General features: G+C 66.7%; 16 protein-coding genes. 5 read left to right on the plus strand and 11 right to left on the minus strand.

All coding sequences use genetic code 11. The features are described 5' to 3' along the window. Window positions 1-11: 11 nt before the first annotated feature. The 3 genes from JNJ68_RS08835 to JNJ68_RS08845 are packed head-to-tail and all read right to left on the minus strand — an operon-like array spanning window position 12 to window position 2844. A complete protein-coding gene (locus JNJ68_RS08835) occupies window positions 12-440 on the minus strand; it encodes an HPr kinase/phosphatase C-terminal domain-containing protein (RefSeq protein WP_294981572.1) in 429 nt (142 codons plus the stop codon). Next, on the minus strand, window positions 437-2131 hold the full coding sequence (locus JNJ68_RS08840; protein WP_294981574.1) for a sensor histidine kinase: 1695 nt from the start codon (window positions 2129-2131) through the stop codon (window positions 437-439). Before JNJ68_RS08840 ends, JNJ68_RS08835 begins: the two co-directional genes overlap by 4 nt. An 11-nt stretch (window positions 2132-2142) precedes the next feature. Further along, the gene (locus tag JNJ68_RS08845; RefSeq protein ID WP_294981577.1) at window positions 2143-2844 is read right to left on the minus strand and encodes a response regulator transcription factor; all 702 of its coding nucleotides are present in this window, start codon (window positions 2842-2844) and stop codon (window positions 2143-2145) included. 349 nt (window positions 2845-3193) lie between these two features. On the opposite strand from JNJ68_RS08845, the gene JNJ68_RS08850 reads away from it, so the two are divergent. After that, on the plus strand, window positions 3194-4792 hold the full coding sequence (locus tag JNJ68_RS08850) for a phosphoenolpyruvate carboxykinase (RefSeq protein WP_294981580.1): 1599 nt from the start codon (window positions 3194-3196) through the stop codon (window positions 4790-4792). A 22-nt stretch (window positions 4793-4814) separates the two neighbouring features. After that, on the plus strand, window positions 4815-5360 hold the full coding sequence (locus JNJ68_RS08855) for a DUF3859 domain-containing protein (RefSeq protein WP_294981581.1): 546 nt from the start codon (window positions 4815-4817) through the stop codon (window positions 5358-5360). Here the strand turns inward: JNJ68_RS08855 and JNJ68_RS08860 are convergent. Beyond that, on the minus strand, window positions 5357-6127 hold the full coding sequence (locus JNJ68_RS08860) for a sulfite exporter TauE/SafE family protein (RefSeq protein WP_294981584.1): 771 nt from the start codon (window positions 6125-6127) through the stop codon (window positions 5357-5359). The genes JNJ68_RS08855 and JNJ68_RS08860 overlap by 4 nt on opposite strands. 82 nt (window positions 6128-6209) lie before the next feature. Here JNJ68_RS08860 and JNJ68_RS08865 point away from each other — a divergent pair, with 82 nt between their 5' ends. From JNJ68_RS08865 to JNJ68_RS08875, 3 genes are all read left to right on the plus strand, one after another. Then, window positions 6210-6728, plus strand: coding sequence for a DUF3859 domain-containing protein (locus JNJ68_RS08865; RefSeq protein WP_294981587.1), 519 nt, complete (start codon window positions 6210-6212; stop codon window positions 6726-6728). 111 nt (window positions 6729-6839) lie between these two features. Then, a complete protein-coding gene (locus JNJ68_RS08870) occupies window positions 6840-8501 on the plus strand; it encodes an acyl-CoA dehydrogenase family protein (RefSeq protein WP_294981590.1) in 1662 nt (553 codons plus the stop codon). 60 nt (window positions 8502-8561) lie between these two features. After that, complete coding sequence (locus JNJ68_RS08875; protein WP_294981593.1) at window positions 8562-9572, plus strand: aldehyde reductase; 1011 nt, start codon at window positions 8562-8564, stop codon at window positions 9570-9572. Between the two features lie 17 nt (window positions 9573-9589). Here the strand turns inward: JNJ68_RS08875 and JNJ68_RS08880 are convergent, their stop codons facing one another. The 7 genes from JNJ68_RS08880 to acpS form a co-directional block, all read right to left on the minus strand. Then, window positions 9590-10816, minus strand: a complete 1227-nt coding sequence (locus JNJ68_RS08880; protein ID WP_294981595.1) for an MFS transporter — start codon at window positions 10814-10816, stop codon at window positions 9590-9592. 49 nt (window positions 10817-10865) lie between these two features. Further along, window positions 10866-11597, minus strand: a complete 732-nt coding sequence (gene recO, locus JNJ68_RS08885) for a DNA repair protein RecO (RefSeq protein WP_294981598.1) — start codon at window positions 11595-11597, stop codon at window positions 10866-10868. A 36-nt stretch (window positions 11598-11633) separates the two neighbouring features. Then, window positions 11634-11969 carry a DUF1491 family protein gene (locus JNJ68_RS08890; protein WP_294981600.1) on the minus strand — a complete coding sequence of 112 codons (336 nt, stop codon included), beginning with the start codon at window positions 11967-11969 and terminating at the stop codon, window positions 11634-11636. Window positions 11970-12038: 69 nt separating this feature from the next. Then, on the minus strand, window positions 12039-12953 hold the full coding sequence (gene era, locus JNJ68_RS08895) for a GTPase Era (protein ID WP_294981603.1): 915 nt from the start codon (window positions 12951-12953) through the stop codon (window positions 12039-12041). Beyond that, entirely contained in the window at window positions 12946-13635 is a 690-nt protein-coding gene (gene rnc / locus JNJ68_RS08900) for a ribonuclease III (protein ID WP_294981605.1), read from the minus strand. The genes era and rnc overlap by 8 nt, the downstream gene beginning before the upstream one ends. Continuing rightward, entirely contained in the window at window positions 13632-14435 is an 804-nt protein-coding gene (gene lepB / locus JNJ68_RS08905) for a signal peptidase I (protein ID WP_294981608.1), read from the minus strand. Before lepB ends, rnc begins: the two co-directional genes overlap by 4 nt. A 54-nt stretch (window positions 14436-14489) precedes the next feature. Further along, on the minus strand, window positions 14490-14915 hold the full coding sequence (acpS, locus tag JNJ68_RS08910; protein ID WP_294981611.1) for a holo-ACP synthase: 426 nt from the start codon (window positions 14913-14915) through the stop codon (window positions 14490-14492). Window positions 14916-14924: the final 9 nt, after the last annotated feature.

A 14924-nucleotide genomic window follows, 5' to 3' on the forward strand; every position in this document is an offset into this window, starting at 1 on the left:
GTCTGGCGAAGTCATCTCTGCCGTCCGTGGCGAAGATAGAGCATCAGAGCGTCGGGAAAATGGTCATTCTGCGGGTGCAGCACAAGGGGAAGCTGAATTCCCAGAATCGTGACCGTGCGGAAGGGCGGAAGCCGGTCCGGCTCTGGCTGGCCAAGGTCGATGGCAAGCGCCAGCGGCACCGGGTCGACCACGGGCGCCCGCAACAGGCCGATACCCCGGGCCTCGATCAGGCCCCTCATCGCGGCGCGGGGGCAATCGGCGACAAGACGGCCGTCCCGAACGGAAACCAAGGTGCGGTCGTCGGAAACAAGGCCCGCGCCCAGAGCCATCAGCCGGATCGCCAGGGACGACTTGCCCGCGCCGGACGGTCCGAGGATCAGAAGGCCGCACCCCTCCACGGCAATGCAGCTGGCATGAAGGATGTCGCTGGCCGCCGTCACACCGGCAGGCCGACGACGAAACGCGCACCCAGCGGGTCCGAAGTCGGATCGGCGGCGGTGGGGCGGATGTTCTCGGCCCAAATCACCCCACCATGGGCTTCCACGATCTGCTTGGAAATGGCCAACCCAAGGCCGGAATGCTTGCCGAACTCGGACTGCGGGCGTTCCGAGTAGAAGCGCTTGAAGACCTTGGTCAGCGCCTCTTCCGGAATGCCGGGCCCGGTATCTTCCACCACGATCAGCACCCGGTTCTCGCGTCTCCGGGCCCAAACGCGCACGGCATCGCCGTCCTCGCAGAAGGAAATCGCGTTGGTGACAAGGTTGACGAAGACCTGCGCCAGCCGCGCCTCAAGCCCGTGGATGCTGATCGCATCGGACGGCAGGTCGATGATGAAATCCACCCCCTTCTCGCCCGCCTGCTGCGACAGGTACTGGCAGAGGTTCGACAGCGTCTTGAGAAGGTTGAACTCCTCTTCCTCCTCCTTCACCAGCTCGCTGTCCAGCCGCGAGGCGTTGGAGATGTCGCTGACCAGCCGGTCCAGGCGACGCACATCGTGTTCGATCACGTCCAGAAGCTTGTCGCGGTGTTCGTCCTTCTTGACGAAGCGCAAGGAGCCGACCGCCGAGCGCAACGAAGCCAGCGGGTTCTTGATCTCGTGCGCCACATCGGCGGCAAACTGTTCGTTGGCGTCGATCCGGTCATACAGCGCCGAGACCATGCCCCGCATGGCGACCGAAAGGCGGCCAATCTCGTCGGGCCGGGCGGCCAGGTCGGGGATGCGAACCCGGCTGGGCGCGACGCGGCGCGAGTCGCGGTCGCGGCCGACTTCGGCAGCGGCGGCAAGGTCGGAGAGCGGGTTCGAGATGGTCGAAGCCAGCATCAGGCTGAGGCTGATCGACAGCACCACGGCCAGAAGGAACATCTGCAGGATCTGCTCGCGCTCATAGCGCACCAGCCGGTCGATCTCCTGGCTGTTCGAGGTGACCGCCACGACGCCGACCAGATCGCCTGCGACGGTGATCGGCGTGGCGACGGTGAAATAGATGCTGCCCTCGCCGTTGCGGGTGACGCGCGTCACCACATCGCCGCCACGCGCGCCTTCAAAAGCCGCGCGGGCGTTGTCCGCCGGGTCGATGGTGGCGGTCCGTTCGGCGCGGCTTTGCCGGAACAGCACCGTCACCACGTCCCAGACGCCCTCCAGGAAATCGGTCAGGATCGTCGGCTGGTCCGGGTTTGTCACCAGCGTCCCCGTTCCCTGCCCCACGCGCGAGGCGAGAAGCGCGCCCGTCGGGTCGAAGACGAAGACCTCCAGCACCGGGTCAAGCTCGATGTCCTGCAAGGGTGTGCGGAAGTCGAAGCCGAGGTTTCCGGTCCTGAGATGTGCCTCGTAGACCGAGGCGATCAGCTCCGCCTGCCGGACCATCCCGAGCTGGCGTTGCAGCGCCAGGCTGTCACGGAACGGGTTCATGAACAGAACCCCCACCGCCAGCAGCACCAGCGCCGTCAGGTTGAAGACGATGATCTTGCGCGCCAGCGGCGAACGGTTGAGCCCGACGATGCTGCGCCCAGCGCGACCTTCCTTCAGCCGCTCGACCGTGGCGTCCGGCGAGACCCAGTCCTCGCCCAGAAGGACGTCGCCCGACCGTTTCGGTTTCAGGTCACTGGGGGAAATCCGGGGCGCAGAGGTCATTTAGGGCGGCGCTACTCTTCGTTGTAACGGTAGCCGATGCCGTAAAGCGTCTCGATCGCCGAGAAGGTGTCGTCCACCGTCCGCATCTTCTTGCGCAGCCGCTTGATATGGCTGTCGATGGTGCGGTCGTCGACATAGACCTGATCGTCATAGGCCACGTCCATCAGCTGATCGCGGCTTTTGACGAAACCCGGACGCTGCGCCAGCGCCTGCAACAGCAGGAATTCGGTCACGGTCAGCGCGACCTCTTTCCCCTTCCAGGTCACGGAATGGCGCAGCGGGTCCATCCGCAGCGCGCCCCGCTCCATCATCCGGGTTTCCTCGGTCGCCGCCGCCTCGCCGGTGTTGATCGCCTCCTGCCGGCGCAGAAGCGCGCGGATGCGTTCGACCAGCAAGCGCTGGCTGAAGGGTTTCTTGACGTAATCGTCGGCGCCCATCCGCAGGCCCAGAACCTCGTCGATCTCGTCGTCCTTCGAGGTCAGGAAGATCACCGGGATCGAGGTTTTCTGCCGCATCCGCTGCAAGAGGTCCATCCCGTCCATCCGGGGCATCTTGATATCAAGGACCGCCATGTCGGGCATCCGGCGGCTGAACGCCTCGAAGGCGGACTGGCCATCGTTGTAGGTTTCGACCTCGAAGCCCTCGGCCTCAAGCGTCATCGCGACCGAGGTCAGGATATTCCTGTCATCGTCGACAAGGGCGATGCGGGACATCTGCGTGCCTCCCAAGAACTGCTGCCTTATTGTTTTGCGGTCATTTTCGGACCTCGCCACCGGATAATCAACACAAAATCGAATCACCCCGGACACAACAGAGGAAAGGGTGGCAATTTAGCCAATCACGACAACAATTCCGGTCGCATTTCGCCATTGCCGGCCTCTGGTGGCGCTAACGCCGGAATGATTGCGCTAACTGTTTGAAATCACGCTATTCTCGTGCGAAAATCCCATGCTATAGGCCCATTATGGCCGGTCCCCACAAGGGCTTGTCGCGGCATTCATTGGCCCGGATGCCGAATATTTTGAACCGCCACAACACCTTGTGGCCACGGGAGCTTGCAGGATGATCCAAGGACGCGTGAACCCCAATCAGACGCTGGAGACGCAAGGCATCACGGGTGTGGCGGTCGCCCACTACAACTATGCCGAGTCCGCGCTGGTCGAGGCCGCGGTTGCGCGCGGCGAGGGTCGCCTGGGCCTGGGTGGCGCCTTTCTTTGCGAGACGGGCAAGTTCACCGGCCGCTCGCCCAAGGACAAGTTCGTGGTCCGCACTGCGGCGACGGAAAACACGATCTGGTGGGAGAACAACGCCGCCATGGCGCCCGAGGCCTATGCCCGGCTCAAGGCCGACATGCTGGAGCATGTGAAGGGCCGCGAGCTGTTCGTTCAGGACCTCTACGCCGGGGCCGACCCGATCCACCGGCTCGACGTGCGGGTGGTGACGGAACTGGCCTGGCACGGGCTTTTCATCCGCCACCTGCTGCGCCGCCCCGAACGGGCCGAACTGGACGGGTTCGCGCCCGAATGGACCGTGATCAACTGCCCGTCCTTCAAGGCCGACCCGGCCCGCCACGGCTGCCGCACCGATACTGCCATCGTGCTGAACTTCGACGACAAGACCGTTCTGATCGCCAACACCGCCTATGCGGGCGAAAACAAGAAGGCCGTCTTCACCGTCCTGAACTACCTCCTCCCCGCCAAAGGCGTGATGGCGATGCACTGCTCGGCCAACCACGCCATCGGCAACCCGGTCGACGCCGCCGTTTTCTTCGGCCTCTCTGGCACCGGCAAGACCACGCTGTCCGCCTCGCCCGACCGCACCCTGATCGGCGATGACGAACACGGCTGGTCCGACCGCGGCATCTTCAACTTCGAGGGCGGCTGCTACGCCAAGACCATCGACCTGTCGCCCGAGGCCGAGCCCGAGATCTACGCCACCACCCACCGCTTCGGCACGGTGGTGGAGAACATGGTCTACGACCCCGAGACCCTGGAACTGGACTTTTCCAACCGCAGTCTCACCGAAAACACCCGCTGCGCCTATCCTCTGGACGCAATTTCCAACGCCAGCGCCACCGGCCTTGGCGGCCATCCCCGCCATGTGGTGATGCTGACCTGCGACGCGTTCGGCGTGCTGCCCCCCATCGCGCGGCTGTCGCCCGCGCAGGCGATGTACCACTTCCTCTCCGGCTTCACCTCGAAGGCCGCGGGCACCGAACGCGGGATCACCGAGCCGCAGCCCACCTTCTCCACCTGCTTCGGCGCCCCCTTCATGCCGCGCCGCCCGGAGGTCTACGGCAAGCTCCTGCAAGCCAAGATCGCCAAGCACGGCGCCTCCTGCTGGCTGGTCAACACCGGCTGGACCGGCGGCGCCTATGGCACCGGCAAGCGGATGCCGATCAGGGCGACCCGGGCGCTTCTGGCCGCCGCTCTGGATGGCTCGCTGGCGAATGCAAGCTTCCGCAAGGACCCGAACTTCGGCTTCGAGGTCCCGGTTTCGGTGCCCGGCGTCGACGCCGCGCTGCTCGACCCGCGCCGCACCTGGGCCGATCCAGCGGCCTATGACGCGCAGGCCCGAAAACTGGTGGAGATGTTCCAGAAGAACTTTGCCCAGTACGTGCCCTTCATCGACGCTGACGTGAAGGCGGCGGCGATTTCGTAGAGCAGGCAAGGGGTTGGGCGGGATGAGTCTCAAGTTAATCGTGGCAGTCGTTGGAGCCGGTCTTGCTGCGGCACCGGGCCATGCCGATCCAGTCGCCCGCTACGATACGAAGCGCGTCGCAGAGGTGAGTTTCGGCATCTTCTGCGAACGCCCGCCCGCGACCACAAGCACAGACAAGGATACGATCAAGGGGACGGTTGAAAGATACTCGTCCAATCCCGACCTGTGGAGCGCGACCCAGACCATTCCAGCCGTCGACGGGCTACTGTTCGGAGTGTTGGGCCGCGAGAACCCAAGCTCCAGCGCACCGGTGACCATCATTGTCGATCACCCACCTCTTGGGTCCGGTGGCAAGACGCGTGAATCCTGGGAGACTGAAATGCAGGGCGATCGCATCACCTTTCACGGCTATTATCTGGGCCTGAGCGACGGCAGCCCCGTTGGAGACTGGACCATCACCGCCATACGGGGCGGGCGCGAGCTTTTTGCGGTGGAGTTCGAGGTGGTCAGTGCGACCCGCGCTGATCGCAAGCACTACGCCGACTGCGCCAACAAGCCTGTCAGCTAACTCAGCGCCAGCCGCACCATGTTCAGCCCCGTGATCACCAGCAGCGCTTGGGTCCACCAGCGGAAGCGGGCCTGGTCCAGCCGGTCCTGCACCCGGTAGCCAACGAACAGCCCCAGCAGCGCGGGCAGGCACAGCGCGGCGGAAAAGCCCAGCGTCTGCGCATTCAAGAGCCCCGTGCCCAGATGGGCCGCCAGAAGCGCACCGGCCCCGATCATGAACACCACCCCCTGCGCGCGGATCATCGTCCCCTTGTCCGCCCCGGTCGACAAGAGGAACACCAGGAGCGGCGGCCCCCAGATACCCGACACCCCGCCATAAAGCCCCCCGACCGCCCCCAGCGCCCATTCCGCCCGGTCGCGGTGGTCCAGATGGATCGCAAGGCTTCGCCCCGTCAGTTGCAGGGCGGCAAAGATGGTGATCGGCAGGCCCAGCATCAGAAGATAGGCCATGCGGGGGATCGCATCGGCAAAAGGGGCCGAGATCGCGATGCCAGCAACCGTCGCGATCAGGAAGCGGCGATAGGTGACGGTCGTCTCCCGCGCCGGAGCCACCCCCTGCCGAAAGGCCTGGCTCAGGTTGGTGACCAGCGTCGGCAGGATCAGCCCTGCCAGCGCCAGGTGCTGCGGCAGGAAGACGGCGAAGGCCGAGACAAGGATCATCGGCATCGCGAAACCCACCGTCCCTTTCACGAAACCCGCGAACAGCGTCACCGCCAGCGCCGCGGCGAAGGCCTGCGAGGAAAGCCCGCCAGAGACCAGATCGAACATGACTTGCCCTTTCCCGACCCTTGTGGCGCAATCCATCCCACAGGAAAAGCGGAACTGGCCGGAATCGAACGCGGAGGACGGGATGAAACGACTGGCCCTTGCTCTCGCCCTCGCGCTGGTCTCTCCCGTTCACGCCGATCCCGCCGCGCCGCAAGCCGACCCGCTTGTCGCGAGCCTGCGGGTCGGCGTCTTCTGCGCGCTTCAGGCGATGGACCAGCGCCCTGCGCCCGGCACACTCTCGGGCTGGATCCATGTCCCGGACGGGATGATCGACTTCCACTGGCCCGACCGCCAGATCGTTCCCGCCGCCATCGGCCTTGCGTTCGGGGTCAAATCCCGGATGGCCCCCGGCGTCTTTACCTCCGGCGAGATGCGGGTCTACCGCCCCGGTAGCGCCACGCCTGAAACCTGGGACTCGAGCTTCTCCGACACCGGCGAGCAGTTCGCCTTCTTCCGCTTCGACCGCGACGACGAGTTGATCCCCGGCCTCTGGCGCTTCGAGGCCTGGGAGGGCGAAACCCGGCTTTACGCCGCCGAATTCGAGGTGGTGCCCGCCGCTGCCCTGCCGGAAATCGTTCAGGCCTGTGGCGCGATCTCCTGAATCGTCGAAGACATTTTCAGTCGCCACGGCAACCAATGTTGAAATCTTGTTGCGCTGCAGTCGCGAAGGCGCTAGTCCTTCGCAGGTGCAGAATCCCGCCGGAGACGACCCATGCCAGACGGACAAGCCATGACCCGGACCCCGCTCCTCGCCGACCTTTCCGCCCTCACCGCCGCCGCCCTGCCCGAGGTCGAGGCACTGTTCGTAGCTGCTCGCGACGGGCTGAAGGCGCAGGTCTCGACCGGCGGCAAGGTGTCGAACCAGGCGCTGGAGGCACAGCAGTGCCAGGCGCATTCCCTGTCCTGGCTGGCAACTTACGTCGAGGCGCTGCGCCAGCTGAATGCCTGGGCCGGGCGACTGGCCGAGGCCGGGCAACTGGGCGCGATGGAGACACTGATCCTCCAGATCGGCTTTGGCGAATACCTGAACCAGATCGCGGGCGGCATTCCGATGAGCCAGACGGAATTCGCCCGGCTCTCCGACCTCGGCCTGACCTGGCAGCCCGGCCCGGAGGCGGCCAAGCTGATCACGCAGGGCAACACGGCTGCAGCGCGGGCGGCGCTGGTGGCGTTGATGCGCGACAACCACGGAAGGGCGACCTTCGGGGCCACCGGGCTGGACGAAGAGCTGGAAATGATCCGCGACCAGTTCCGCCGCTATGCCGACGAAAAGGTCATCCCCCGCGCGCAGGACTGGCACCTGAAGGATGAGCTGATCCCGATGGAAGTGATCACCGAACTTGCCGGAATGGGCGTCTTCGGCCTGACCATCCCCGAGGCCTACGGCGGCTTCGGCCTCTCCAAGGCTTCGATGGTCGTCGTCTCCGAAGAACTCTCGCGCGGCTACATCGGCGTCGGCTCGCTGGGCACCCGCAGCGAAATCGCCGCCGAACTCATCCTCTGTGGCGGCACCGATGCGCAAAAGGCGAAATGGCTTCCCGGCCTCGCCTCCGGTGAGATCCTCCCCACCGCCGTCTTCACCGAGCCGAACACCGGGTCGGACCTCGGCTCGCTGCGCACCCGCGCCCGGAAGGCGGGCGAGGACTGGGAGATCACCGGGAACAAGACCTGGATCACCCACGCCGCCCGGACCCATGTCATGACCGTCCTCGCGCGCAGCGTCGAAGGCACTACCGACTACCGCGGGCTCAGCATGTTCCTGGCGGAGAAGACCCCGGGCACCGATGAGACCCCCTTCGTCGACCAAGGCCTCTCCGGCGGCGAGATCGAGGTGCTCGGCTACCGCGGCATGAAGGAATACACCGTCAACTTCGACGACTTCGCGGTGAATGGCGAAAACCTCTTGGGCGGGGTCGAGGGCCAGGGCTTCAAGCAGTTGATGCAAACCTTCGAATCCGCCCGGATCCAGACCGGCGCGCGGGCTATCGGCGTGGCGCAGTCGGCGCTGGAAACCGGGATGCAATATGCCGAGGACCGCAAGCAGTTCGGCAAGCCGCTGATCGAGTTCCCCCGCATCGCAGGCAAGCTCGCCATGATGGCGGTCGAGATCATGATCGCCCGCCAGCTGACCTATTTCAGCGCCTGGCAGAAGGATCACGACAAGCGCTGCGACCTCGAGGCCGGGATGGCCAAGCTTCTTGGCGCCCGCGTCGCCTGGGCCAGCGCCGACAACGCGCTGCAAATCCACGGCGGCAACGGCTTCGCCCTGGAATACCGGATCAGCCGCATCCTCTGCGACGCGCGCATCCTGAACATCTTCGAGGGTGCCGCCGAAATCCAGGCGCAGGTGATCGCCCGCCGTCTTCTGGAGTGACCGCTTGATTTGCGCCCGGCTGCCCCTAATGCTGGGGTCAGTGCATTTCAGGGGGCGGGCATGGAGTTGGTGCTGCTGACCGGCGTTTCCGGGTTCATCGCGAAGCACATCGCGCTGAAGCTTCTGAACGCAGGCCATGCCGTCCGGGGCACCCTTCGCCGCATGGACCGGGCCGATGAGGTCCGCGCCGCCCTTGCCCCTTACCTGACCGAACATGCAGGCGAGTTGAGCTTCGTCCAGGCCGATCTTGAATCCGACGCGGGCTGGGCCGATGCCTTCCAGGGCGTCACGGCGCTGGTCCACACCGCCTCGCCCTTTCCCGGCGCGCAGCCGAAGGACCCCGCCGCCGTGATCCGCCCGGCGGTCGAGGGCACCGAGCGGGTGCTGAAGACCGCCGCCGCCGCCGGGGTCGGCCGTGTGGTCCTCACCTCCTCCACCGTCGCCGTCCTGAACGAGGCCAAGCCCGACACCCTCCAGGACGAGGCCGACTGGTGCGACACCCACCTGCCCTCGACCACGCCCTATGCCAGGTCCAAGACGCTCGCCGAACGTGCCGCCTGGGAGATCGCCAAGGCGCGCGGGTTGAAGCTGACCACGATCAATCCGGGCCTCGTCTTCGGCCCGCCGCTGGACGAGCATTACGGCACCTCGCTCGCGCTGGTCGAGCGGATCCTGAAGGGCCGCGACCCGATGATGCCGCAGGTCGGCCAGCCGGTCGTCGATGTCCGCGACGTGGCCGAGATGCATCTGCGGGCCCTCGAACGGCCCGAGACCGCCGGGCGGCGCTATATCGCCTCGTCGGGCTCGATGGCCTTTGTCGACATGGGCCGGACCCTGAAGGCCGCCTATCCGACCCGCCGTATCCCCACGCGCGAGGCTCCGCAGCTGCTGGTGCGCCTGTTGGCCCTGCTGGACCCCTCGATCCGCACCATCCTGCCGAAGCTTGGCCATCTGGAGCGGGTGTCGAACGCCCGTGCCGTGAAGGAGATGGGCATGGAGTTCATCGCCCCGAAGGCCGCGCTGCTCGCCTCGGCCGACTGGTTGGTCAAGCACGGCAAGATCTGGGCGTGAGACGAAGGCGGACGGGGTCAGGCCCCCGCCATGCCGCCCCGCGACGGACGTGCGGCGCCCAGCCTCGGGTGCAGCTGCCCCGCGACCGCCCAGGCCGCCAGCAGCCCGATCCCGGCGGCGACGAAGATGCCCGGCAGCGGCGCGACGAACAGCACCAGCCAGGCCGCGCCTGGCGTGAGGATGCCCGAGACGTCGCGGAAGCTGGAATAGACCGCCGACATCTCGGTCCGCTCGGATGGCTTGACCGACATCAGGAAGGGCAGGCCGCCGACCACGTCCAGCGTGACAAGGAAGATCGACGCCGCCATGCACATCGCCACGGTCGCCCAGGGCAGCAGCGCCATGAGCCCGGCCGCCACGAAGCAGGCCCCGCAGAAGCCGAAGGCCGCGCGCACCGACCGGCGGACCGACAGCCTGCGCCCAAGCCGGTTCAACGCCGGTGCAGCGAAGAGCAGCGCGTTCGAAATGGACAAGGCGATACCGCCGACTTTGTCTCCTAGCCCGGCCTCGATGCAGAAAATCGGCAAGTAGACGACATAGACCCACCATCCGCAGGACCGCATCACCGCGAACATCCAGCCCGCGATCAGCCGGGGCTGGCGGAAGAACCGGCCCAGATAACCCAGCGGGTTGACGGCCGGGCGCCGGGCGCGCTGGATCTGCTTGCCGTTGCCCAGCCGCAGGATCCAGAACGCGGTCAGAAGCGTCAGCGCGAAGGCCCCGGCCAGCAGGAACGGCGCCGGCGCCCAGTGGTCATGCAGCCAGACCCCGGTCAGGGGACCGACCGCCCAGGGCGTCGCGGCATAGACCATCTGCGTCGACTGGCTGCGCCCCAGATTCCCGCGATCGACATAGTCCAGCACATAGGCATTGAAGCAGACGAAGGTCGTGGCCGTTGCCATCGCGTTGCAGACCAGTGCCAGCGGCACCGACCAGGCAGTCCCCAGAATGGCCAGCGCCATGCCGAGCACGTAAAGCAGGCAACCGCCGGTATAGGCCCAGCGGCGCGGAATGAACCGCGTCGCCCAGGGCACCATCAGCCCCCAGATCAGCGCGACGATCCCGGCCAGGAAATAGACCAGCGAGGTGGTCTGCGCCGTGCCCAGTGCGGCATAGACCGCCAGCGGCATCGCCGAAATCAGCGTGCCGCGCACGGCAGCCTCCAATCCGGCGAGAAGGGCGAAATGTTCGATGCGCGGGGTCGGGCTGTGCCGCAGCGCCAGCGGGATGTAACGGTTGACCATGCCGCCACTTGGAGGGCACCCCCCGGTTCCGTCTGTCACAAGCGCGACATTATCCGTCGTTTCGGGCCGGTCGACCCAGGAGGTCGACCAGTCGTGACCGCGCTTCGGGCAGGGGCCGGTCGTGCAACACCGGACGCAGGCCCCGGTCCAGGAAGAAGCCGGTCAGCGCCAGCCCCTGCGCCACGTCCCCGGCTGACAGCAGCCCGGCCCCGGTCAGGCCTTCGGGCAGGGGCAGCAGCCGGTCGGCCCAGTCGCCAGCGCCCTGCCGCGTGACGGCCCGACCCGTCTTCGGGCTGACGAAGGCCAACCCCTTGCTTGCCCCGGTCACGGCACAGGACGAAAGGTCAAGGCCGAAGCCCAGCTCGTCCAGCAGCCGCAGCTCCCAGCGCAGGTAGACGGCGGTCCAGCCCTCGGTGCCCAGCCGGTCGAACAGGTCCAGCGTTACCGGCCAGAGGCCCGGATGCGGTTCCCGCTCGGGCAGGGCGGCATGCAGGAGCGCGCAGGCCGACAACAGGCCCGCCAGCGCCAGCCGGTCGGCCAGAAGATGCGCCCGGCTGCGCAGCGGTTCCACCGTGAAGCTGCCGATATGGTCGTCGAGCCGCGCCCGCCAATCCAGCGCCAGCCCCGTGCCGGGCTGCAAGGTCGCCGCCATCTTGCGGGACGCGCCCCCGCGCACCACGCCCGCGTGCCGGCCATGCGCCGCAGTCAGCACCTCGATGATCGCGGCGCTTTCACCATGCGGGCGCATGGACAGAAGCAGCCCCTCGTCACGCCAGTCCATCCGCCGACTATCCTGCGGCCACCGGCAAGGCGCAACTCAATCCGACAGCCCGTCCTCATCCAGCAAGGTCCGTCCCTGCCGATCCTCCAGCTCGATCACCCAGAGGTCCGGGTCCCGTGCCCTTGTCCGCAACAGCAGCGCATCGACCTCCGGCTCCGGTCCCTCGGCCAGCACGATCCAGGCCCGCGCCCCGGTCATCAGGTCCGACCGCCGCTCGAAGGCCCGCGCGGCACCATTCAAGAGTGCCACCTTCACCACGACCGCCCCGGCCTCGGCATCACCCTTCGCGGTGACATAGGCGGGAATATCCGCCAGCCGCAGCCGGGTGAGATAGGCCGAAACCCAGACCCCGCTCGTCAGCCGGGGTGCCATCAGCCGCCCCAGGGCAACCAAATTCCTTCGAAGGAATCTGGCAAAAGTTCTGGAAGACTTTTGTCCCCCTCAGGCATCGCCGTCCTTGAAATCAAGGCCCATCTCGGAATAGCGCTCGGCCTCTTCCAGCCAGTTCGGGCGCACCTTCACCTGCAGGAACAGGTGGACCGTCCGGCCCAGGAATTCGGCGATCTCCGCCCGCGCCGCCTGGCCGATGGCCTTGATCGTCTCGCCCCGGTTGCCGAGCACGATCCCCTTGTGCCCGTCCCGCGCGACATAGACCACCTGGTCGATCCGCGTGGTGCCGTCGGGCTTGTCCTCCCACTTCTCCGTCTCGACCGTCAGTTGGTAGGGCAATTCCTCGTGCAGCCGCAGGGTCAGCTTCTCGCGCGTCATCTCGGCCGCGATCAGCCGCATCGGCAGATCGGCGATCTGGTCCTCGGGATAGAACCACGGCCCCTCGGGCAGCACCTCGGCCAGCCAGTCCCGCAGGGCCTCGACCCCGTGGCCGCGCTCTGCGCTGATCATGAAGGTCTTCGCGAAGGGGAAGGCCTGGTTCGCCGCCTCGGCCAGCGCCAGCAGGGTCTCTGCCTTCACCCGGTCGATCTTGTTGATCGCCAGCGCCACGGGCTTCCCCTTCGGCATCTCGTCCCGCAAGCGGTCGATGATCGCCTGCGCCCCCTCGGTCAACCCGCGATGCGCCTCGATCAGAAGGACGATCACATCGGCATCCGAGGCCCCGCCCCAGGCCGCCTTGACCATGCTGCGGTCCAGCCTGCGCCGGGGCCGGAAGATGCCGGGAGTATCCACGAAGACAATCTGCGCCGCCCCGGCCATCGCGATCCCCCGGATGCGCGCCCGCGTCGTCTGCACCTTGTGGGTGACGATGGAAACCTTCGCCCCCACCATCCGGTTCAGCAGCGTCGACTTGCCGGCATTCGGCTCTCCGATCAGGGCGACGAAGCCCGCGCGCGTCTCACTCATTCCCCGCCTCCATCCGTTCCAGAAGCATCCGCGCCGCCGTCTGTTCCGCCAGGCGTTTCGGGCGGGCGGTCGCTTCGGCCGCAGCGCCATTCTCCAGCGTCACCCGGATGGTGAAGACCAGCGCATGATCGGCGCCCGAGCGGCCCGCTTCCTCATAGAGCGGCGGCGGCATCCCCCGCGCCTGCGCCCATTCCTGCAACAACGATTTCGGATCGCGCGCATCGACCTCGACCGCCGCGATCCGCCTGCCCCAGAGCCGCAGGACCATGGCCTGCGCCGCCTCGAAGCCCGCGTCCTGGTAGACAGCGGCAATGACGGCCTCCATCGCGTCACCCAGAAGCGCCTCTTTCCGCCGCCCGCCGGTCAGCATCTCGCCGCGTCCCAGCTTCAGCACCTCGCCCAGGCCCACCTCGCGCGCGACATCGGCACAGGCCTCCTTGCGGACGAGAGCGTTGAAGCGGGGCGCAAGCTGGCCTTCGCTGGCCTCGGCATCTGCCGCCAGCAGCGCCTCGGCCATCACCAGCCCGAGCACCCGGTCACCCAGGAACTCCAGCCGCTGATTGTCGGGCCGACTTGCTGTCCCGATCGAAGAATGCGTCACCGCGCGCAACAGAAGGTCGGGCTTGCGGAACTGGTGCCCCAGCCGGCCCTGAAAGGCCAGGAGGTCGGCAGAAAGCCTCACTCGATCGCCTTGAAGAAGCGGTCCGCGCGCCAGGTCCAGAAGTAGAACAGGCTCCGTCCTGCCGAGGAGAAGATGATCCGGTCCGCCCGGCCGATCAGGTATTCCGCCGGCAGGTAGCCCACACCACCGACCGCCTGCGGGAAGCGGCTGTCGGTCGAGTTGTCGCGGTTGTCGCCCATCACGAAGTAATGGCCTTCCGGCACCGTGAAGACATCGGTATCGTCACCCGGGCCTGCGGTGTCAATGTTCAGCACATCATGCTTGCGCCCCTCGGGCAGCGTCTCGATGAAGCGGCTTTTCGTACAGATGCCGCCATCGCCGACCGCGCCATTCTCGCAGCGCGGCCGGTTGCGCATCGGGCCCTGGGGTTCGTACACCTCTTCGAAGACCCCGTCCGCGACCTGCGGCGCGGCGGCGCCGTTGATGTAGAGCACCCCCTCCTTCATCTGGATCTTGTCACCCGGCAGGCCGATCAGCCGCTTGATGTAATCCGTCCCCGCCGTCGGATGGCGGAACACCACCACATCGCCGCGCTCCGGCTCGCCGCCAAGCACCCGGCCCGAGACCGGGCAGAGGCTGATCGTCGTGAAGGGGATTTCGCAGGAATAACGCGAATAGCCGTAGGCCATCTTGTTGACGAACAGGAAGTCGCCGATCAAGAGCGTGTCCTTCATCGATTCCGACGGAATCCAGAACGGCTGGAAAAAGACGGACCGGAAGCCGATGGCAATGACCAGGGCCCAAAAGACCGTCTTGATCGTCTCGACGATGCCGCCATCGCCCTTGTCACTTCTTGCCATGCTGGTCCTGCCTCGTGCGGTTTTGCCGCTACATGCGCGCGAGGGTGGGGGGAGTCAAGCGCGGGGCGCCGCCCCGGGGGCAAGCGGACGCGCCTCGATCACCACGAAGGCCTGCGCCCAGGGGTGATCGTCGGTCAGCGTGACATGGATCACCGCCTCGTGCCCTGCGGGTGTCATCGCGCGCAGCCGTTCTGCCGCCCAGCCCGTCACATGCATCACCGGCTGGCCCGACCGCAGGTTGGTCACGGCCATGTCCTTCCAGGAAATTCCCATCCGCAACCCGGTGCCGAGCGCCTTGGAACAGGCTTCCTTCGCCGCCCAGCGCTTCGCGTAGGTGGCCGCAACCGCCCGCGCCCGGCTTTCCGCCTTGCGTTGCTCGATCTCGGTGAACACCCGGTTCTTGAACCGCTCGCCGTGGCGGTCGAGCGTCGCCTCGATCCGATCGATGTTGCACAGGTCGCTACCGATGCCCAGGATCATTCCGGCATC

The sequence above is a fragment of the Tabrizicola sp. genome (assembly GCF_016793705.1).
Lineage (GTDB): Bacteria > Pseudomonadota > Alphaproteobacteria > Rhodobacterales > Rhodobacteraceae > Tabrizicola.

Excerpts from the sequence above, each read along its gene's own strand:
- JNJ68_RS08840 (WP_294981574.1), bottom strand. The coding sequence starts at position 2,131 with ATGACCTCTGCGCCCCGGATTTCCCCCAGTGACCTGAAACCGAAACGG.
- JNJ68_RS08845 (WP_294981577.1), bottom strand. The coding sequence starts at position 2,844 with ATGTCCCGCATCGCCCTTGTCGACGATGACAGGAATATCCTGACCTCG.
- JNJ68_RS08850 (WP_294981580.1), top strand. The coding sequence starts at position 3,194 with ATGATCCAAGGACGCGTGAACCCCAATCAGACGCTGGAGACGCAAGGC.
- JNJ68_RS08855 (WP_294981581.1), top strand. The coding sequence starts at position 4,815 with ATGAGTCTCAAGTTAATCGTGGCAGTCGTTGGAGCCGGTCTTGCTGCG.
- JNJ68_RS08860 (WP_294981584.1), bottom strand. The coding sequence starts at position 6,127 with ATGTTCGATCTGGTCTCTGGCGGGCTTTCCTCGCAGGCCTTCGCCGCG.
- JNJ68_RS08865 (WP_294981587.1), top strand. The coding sequence starts at position 6,210 with ATGAAACGACTGGCCCTTGCTCTCGCCCTCGCGCTGGTCTCTCCCGTT.
- JNJ68_RS08870 (WP_294981590.1), top strand. The coding sequence starts at position 6,840 with ATGCCAGACGGACAAGCCATGACCCGGACCCCGCTCCTCGCCGACCTT.
- JNJ68_RS08875 (WP_294981593.1), top strand. The coding sequence starts at position 8,562 with ATGGAGTTGGTGCTGCTGACCGGCGTTTCCGGGTTCATCGCGAAGCAC.
- JNJ68_RS08880 (WP_294981595.1), bottom strand. The coding sequence starts at position 10,816 with ATGGTCAACCGTTACATCCCGCTGGCGCTGCGGCACAGCCCGACCCCG.
- recO (WP_294981598.1), bottom strand. The coding sequence starts at position 11,597 with ATGGACTGGCGTGACGAGGGGCTGCTTCTGTCCATGCGCCCGCATGGT.
- JNJ68_RS08890 (WP_294981600.1), bottom strand. The coding sequence starts at position 11,969 with ATGGCACCCCGGCTGACGAGCGGGGTCTGGGTTTCGGCCTATCTCACC.
- era (WP_294981603.1), bottom strand. The coding sequence starts at position 12,953 with ATGAGTGAGACGCGCGCGGGCTTCGTCGCCCTGATCGGAGAGCCGAAT.
- lepB (WP_294981608.1), bottom strand. The coding sequence starts at position 14,435 with ATGGCAAGAAGTGACAAGGGCGATGGCGGCATCGTCGAGACGATCAAG.
- acpS (WP_294981611.1), bottom strand. The coding sequence starts at position 14,915 with ATGATCCTGGGCATCGGTAGCGACCTGTGCAACATCGATCGGATCGAG.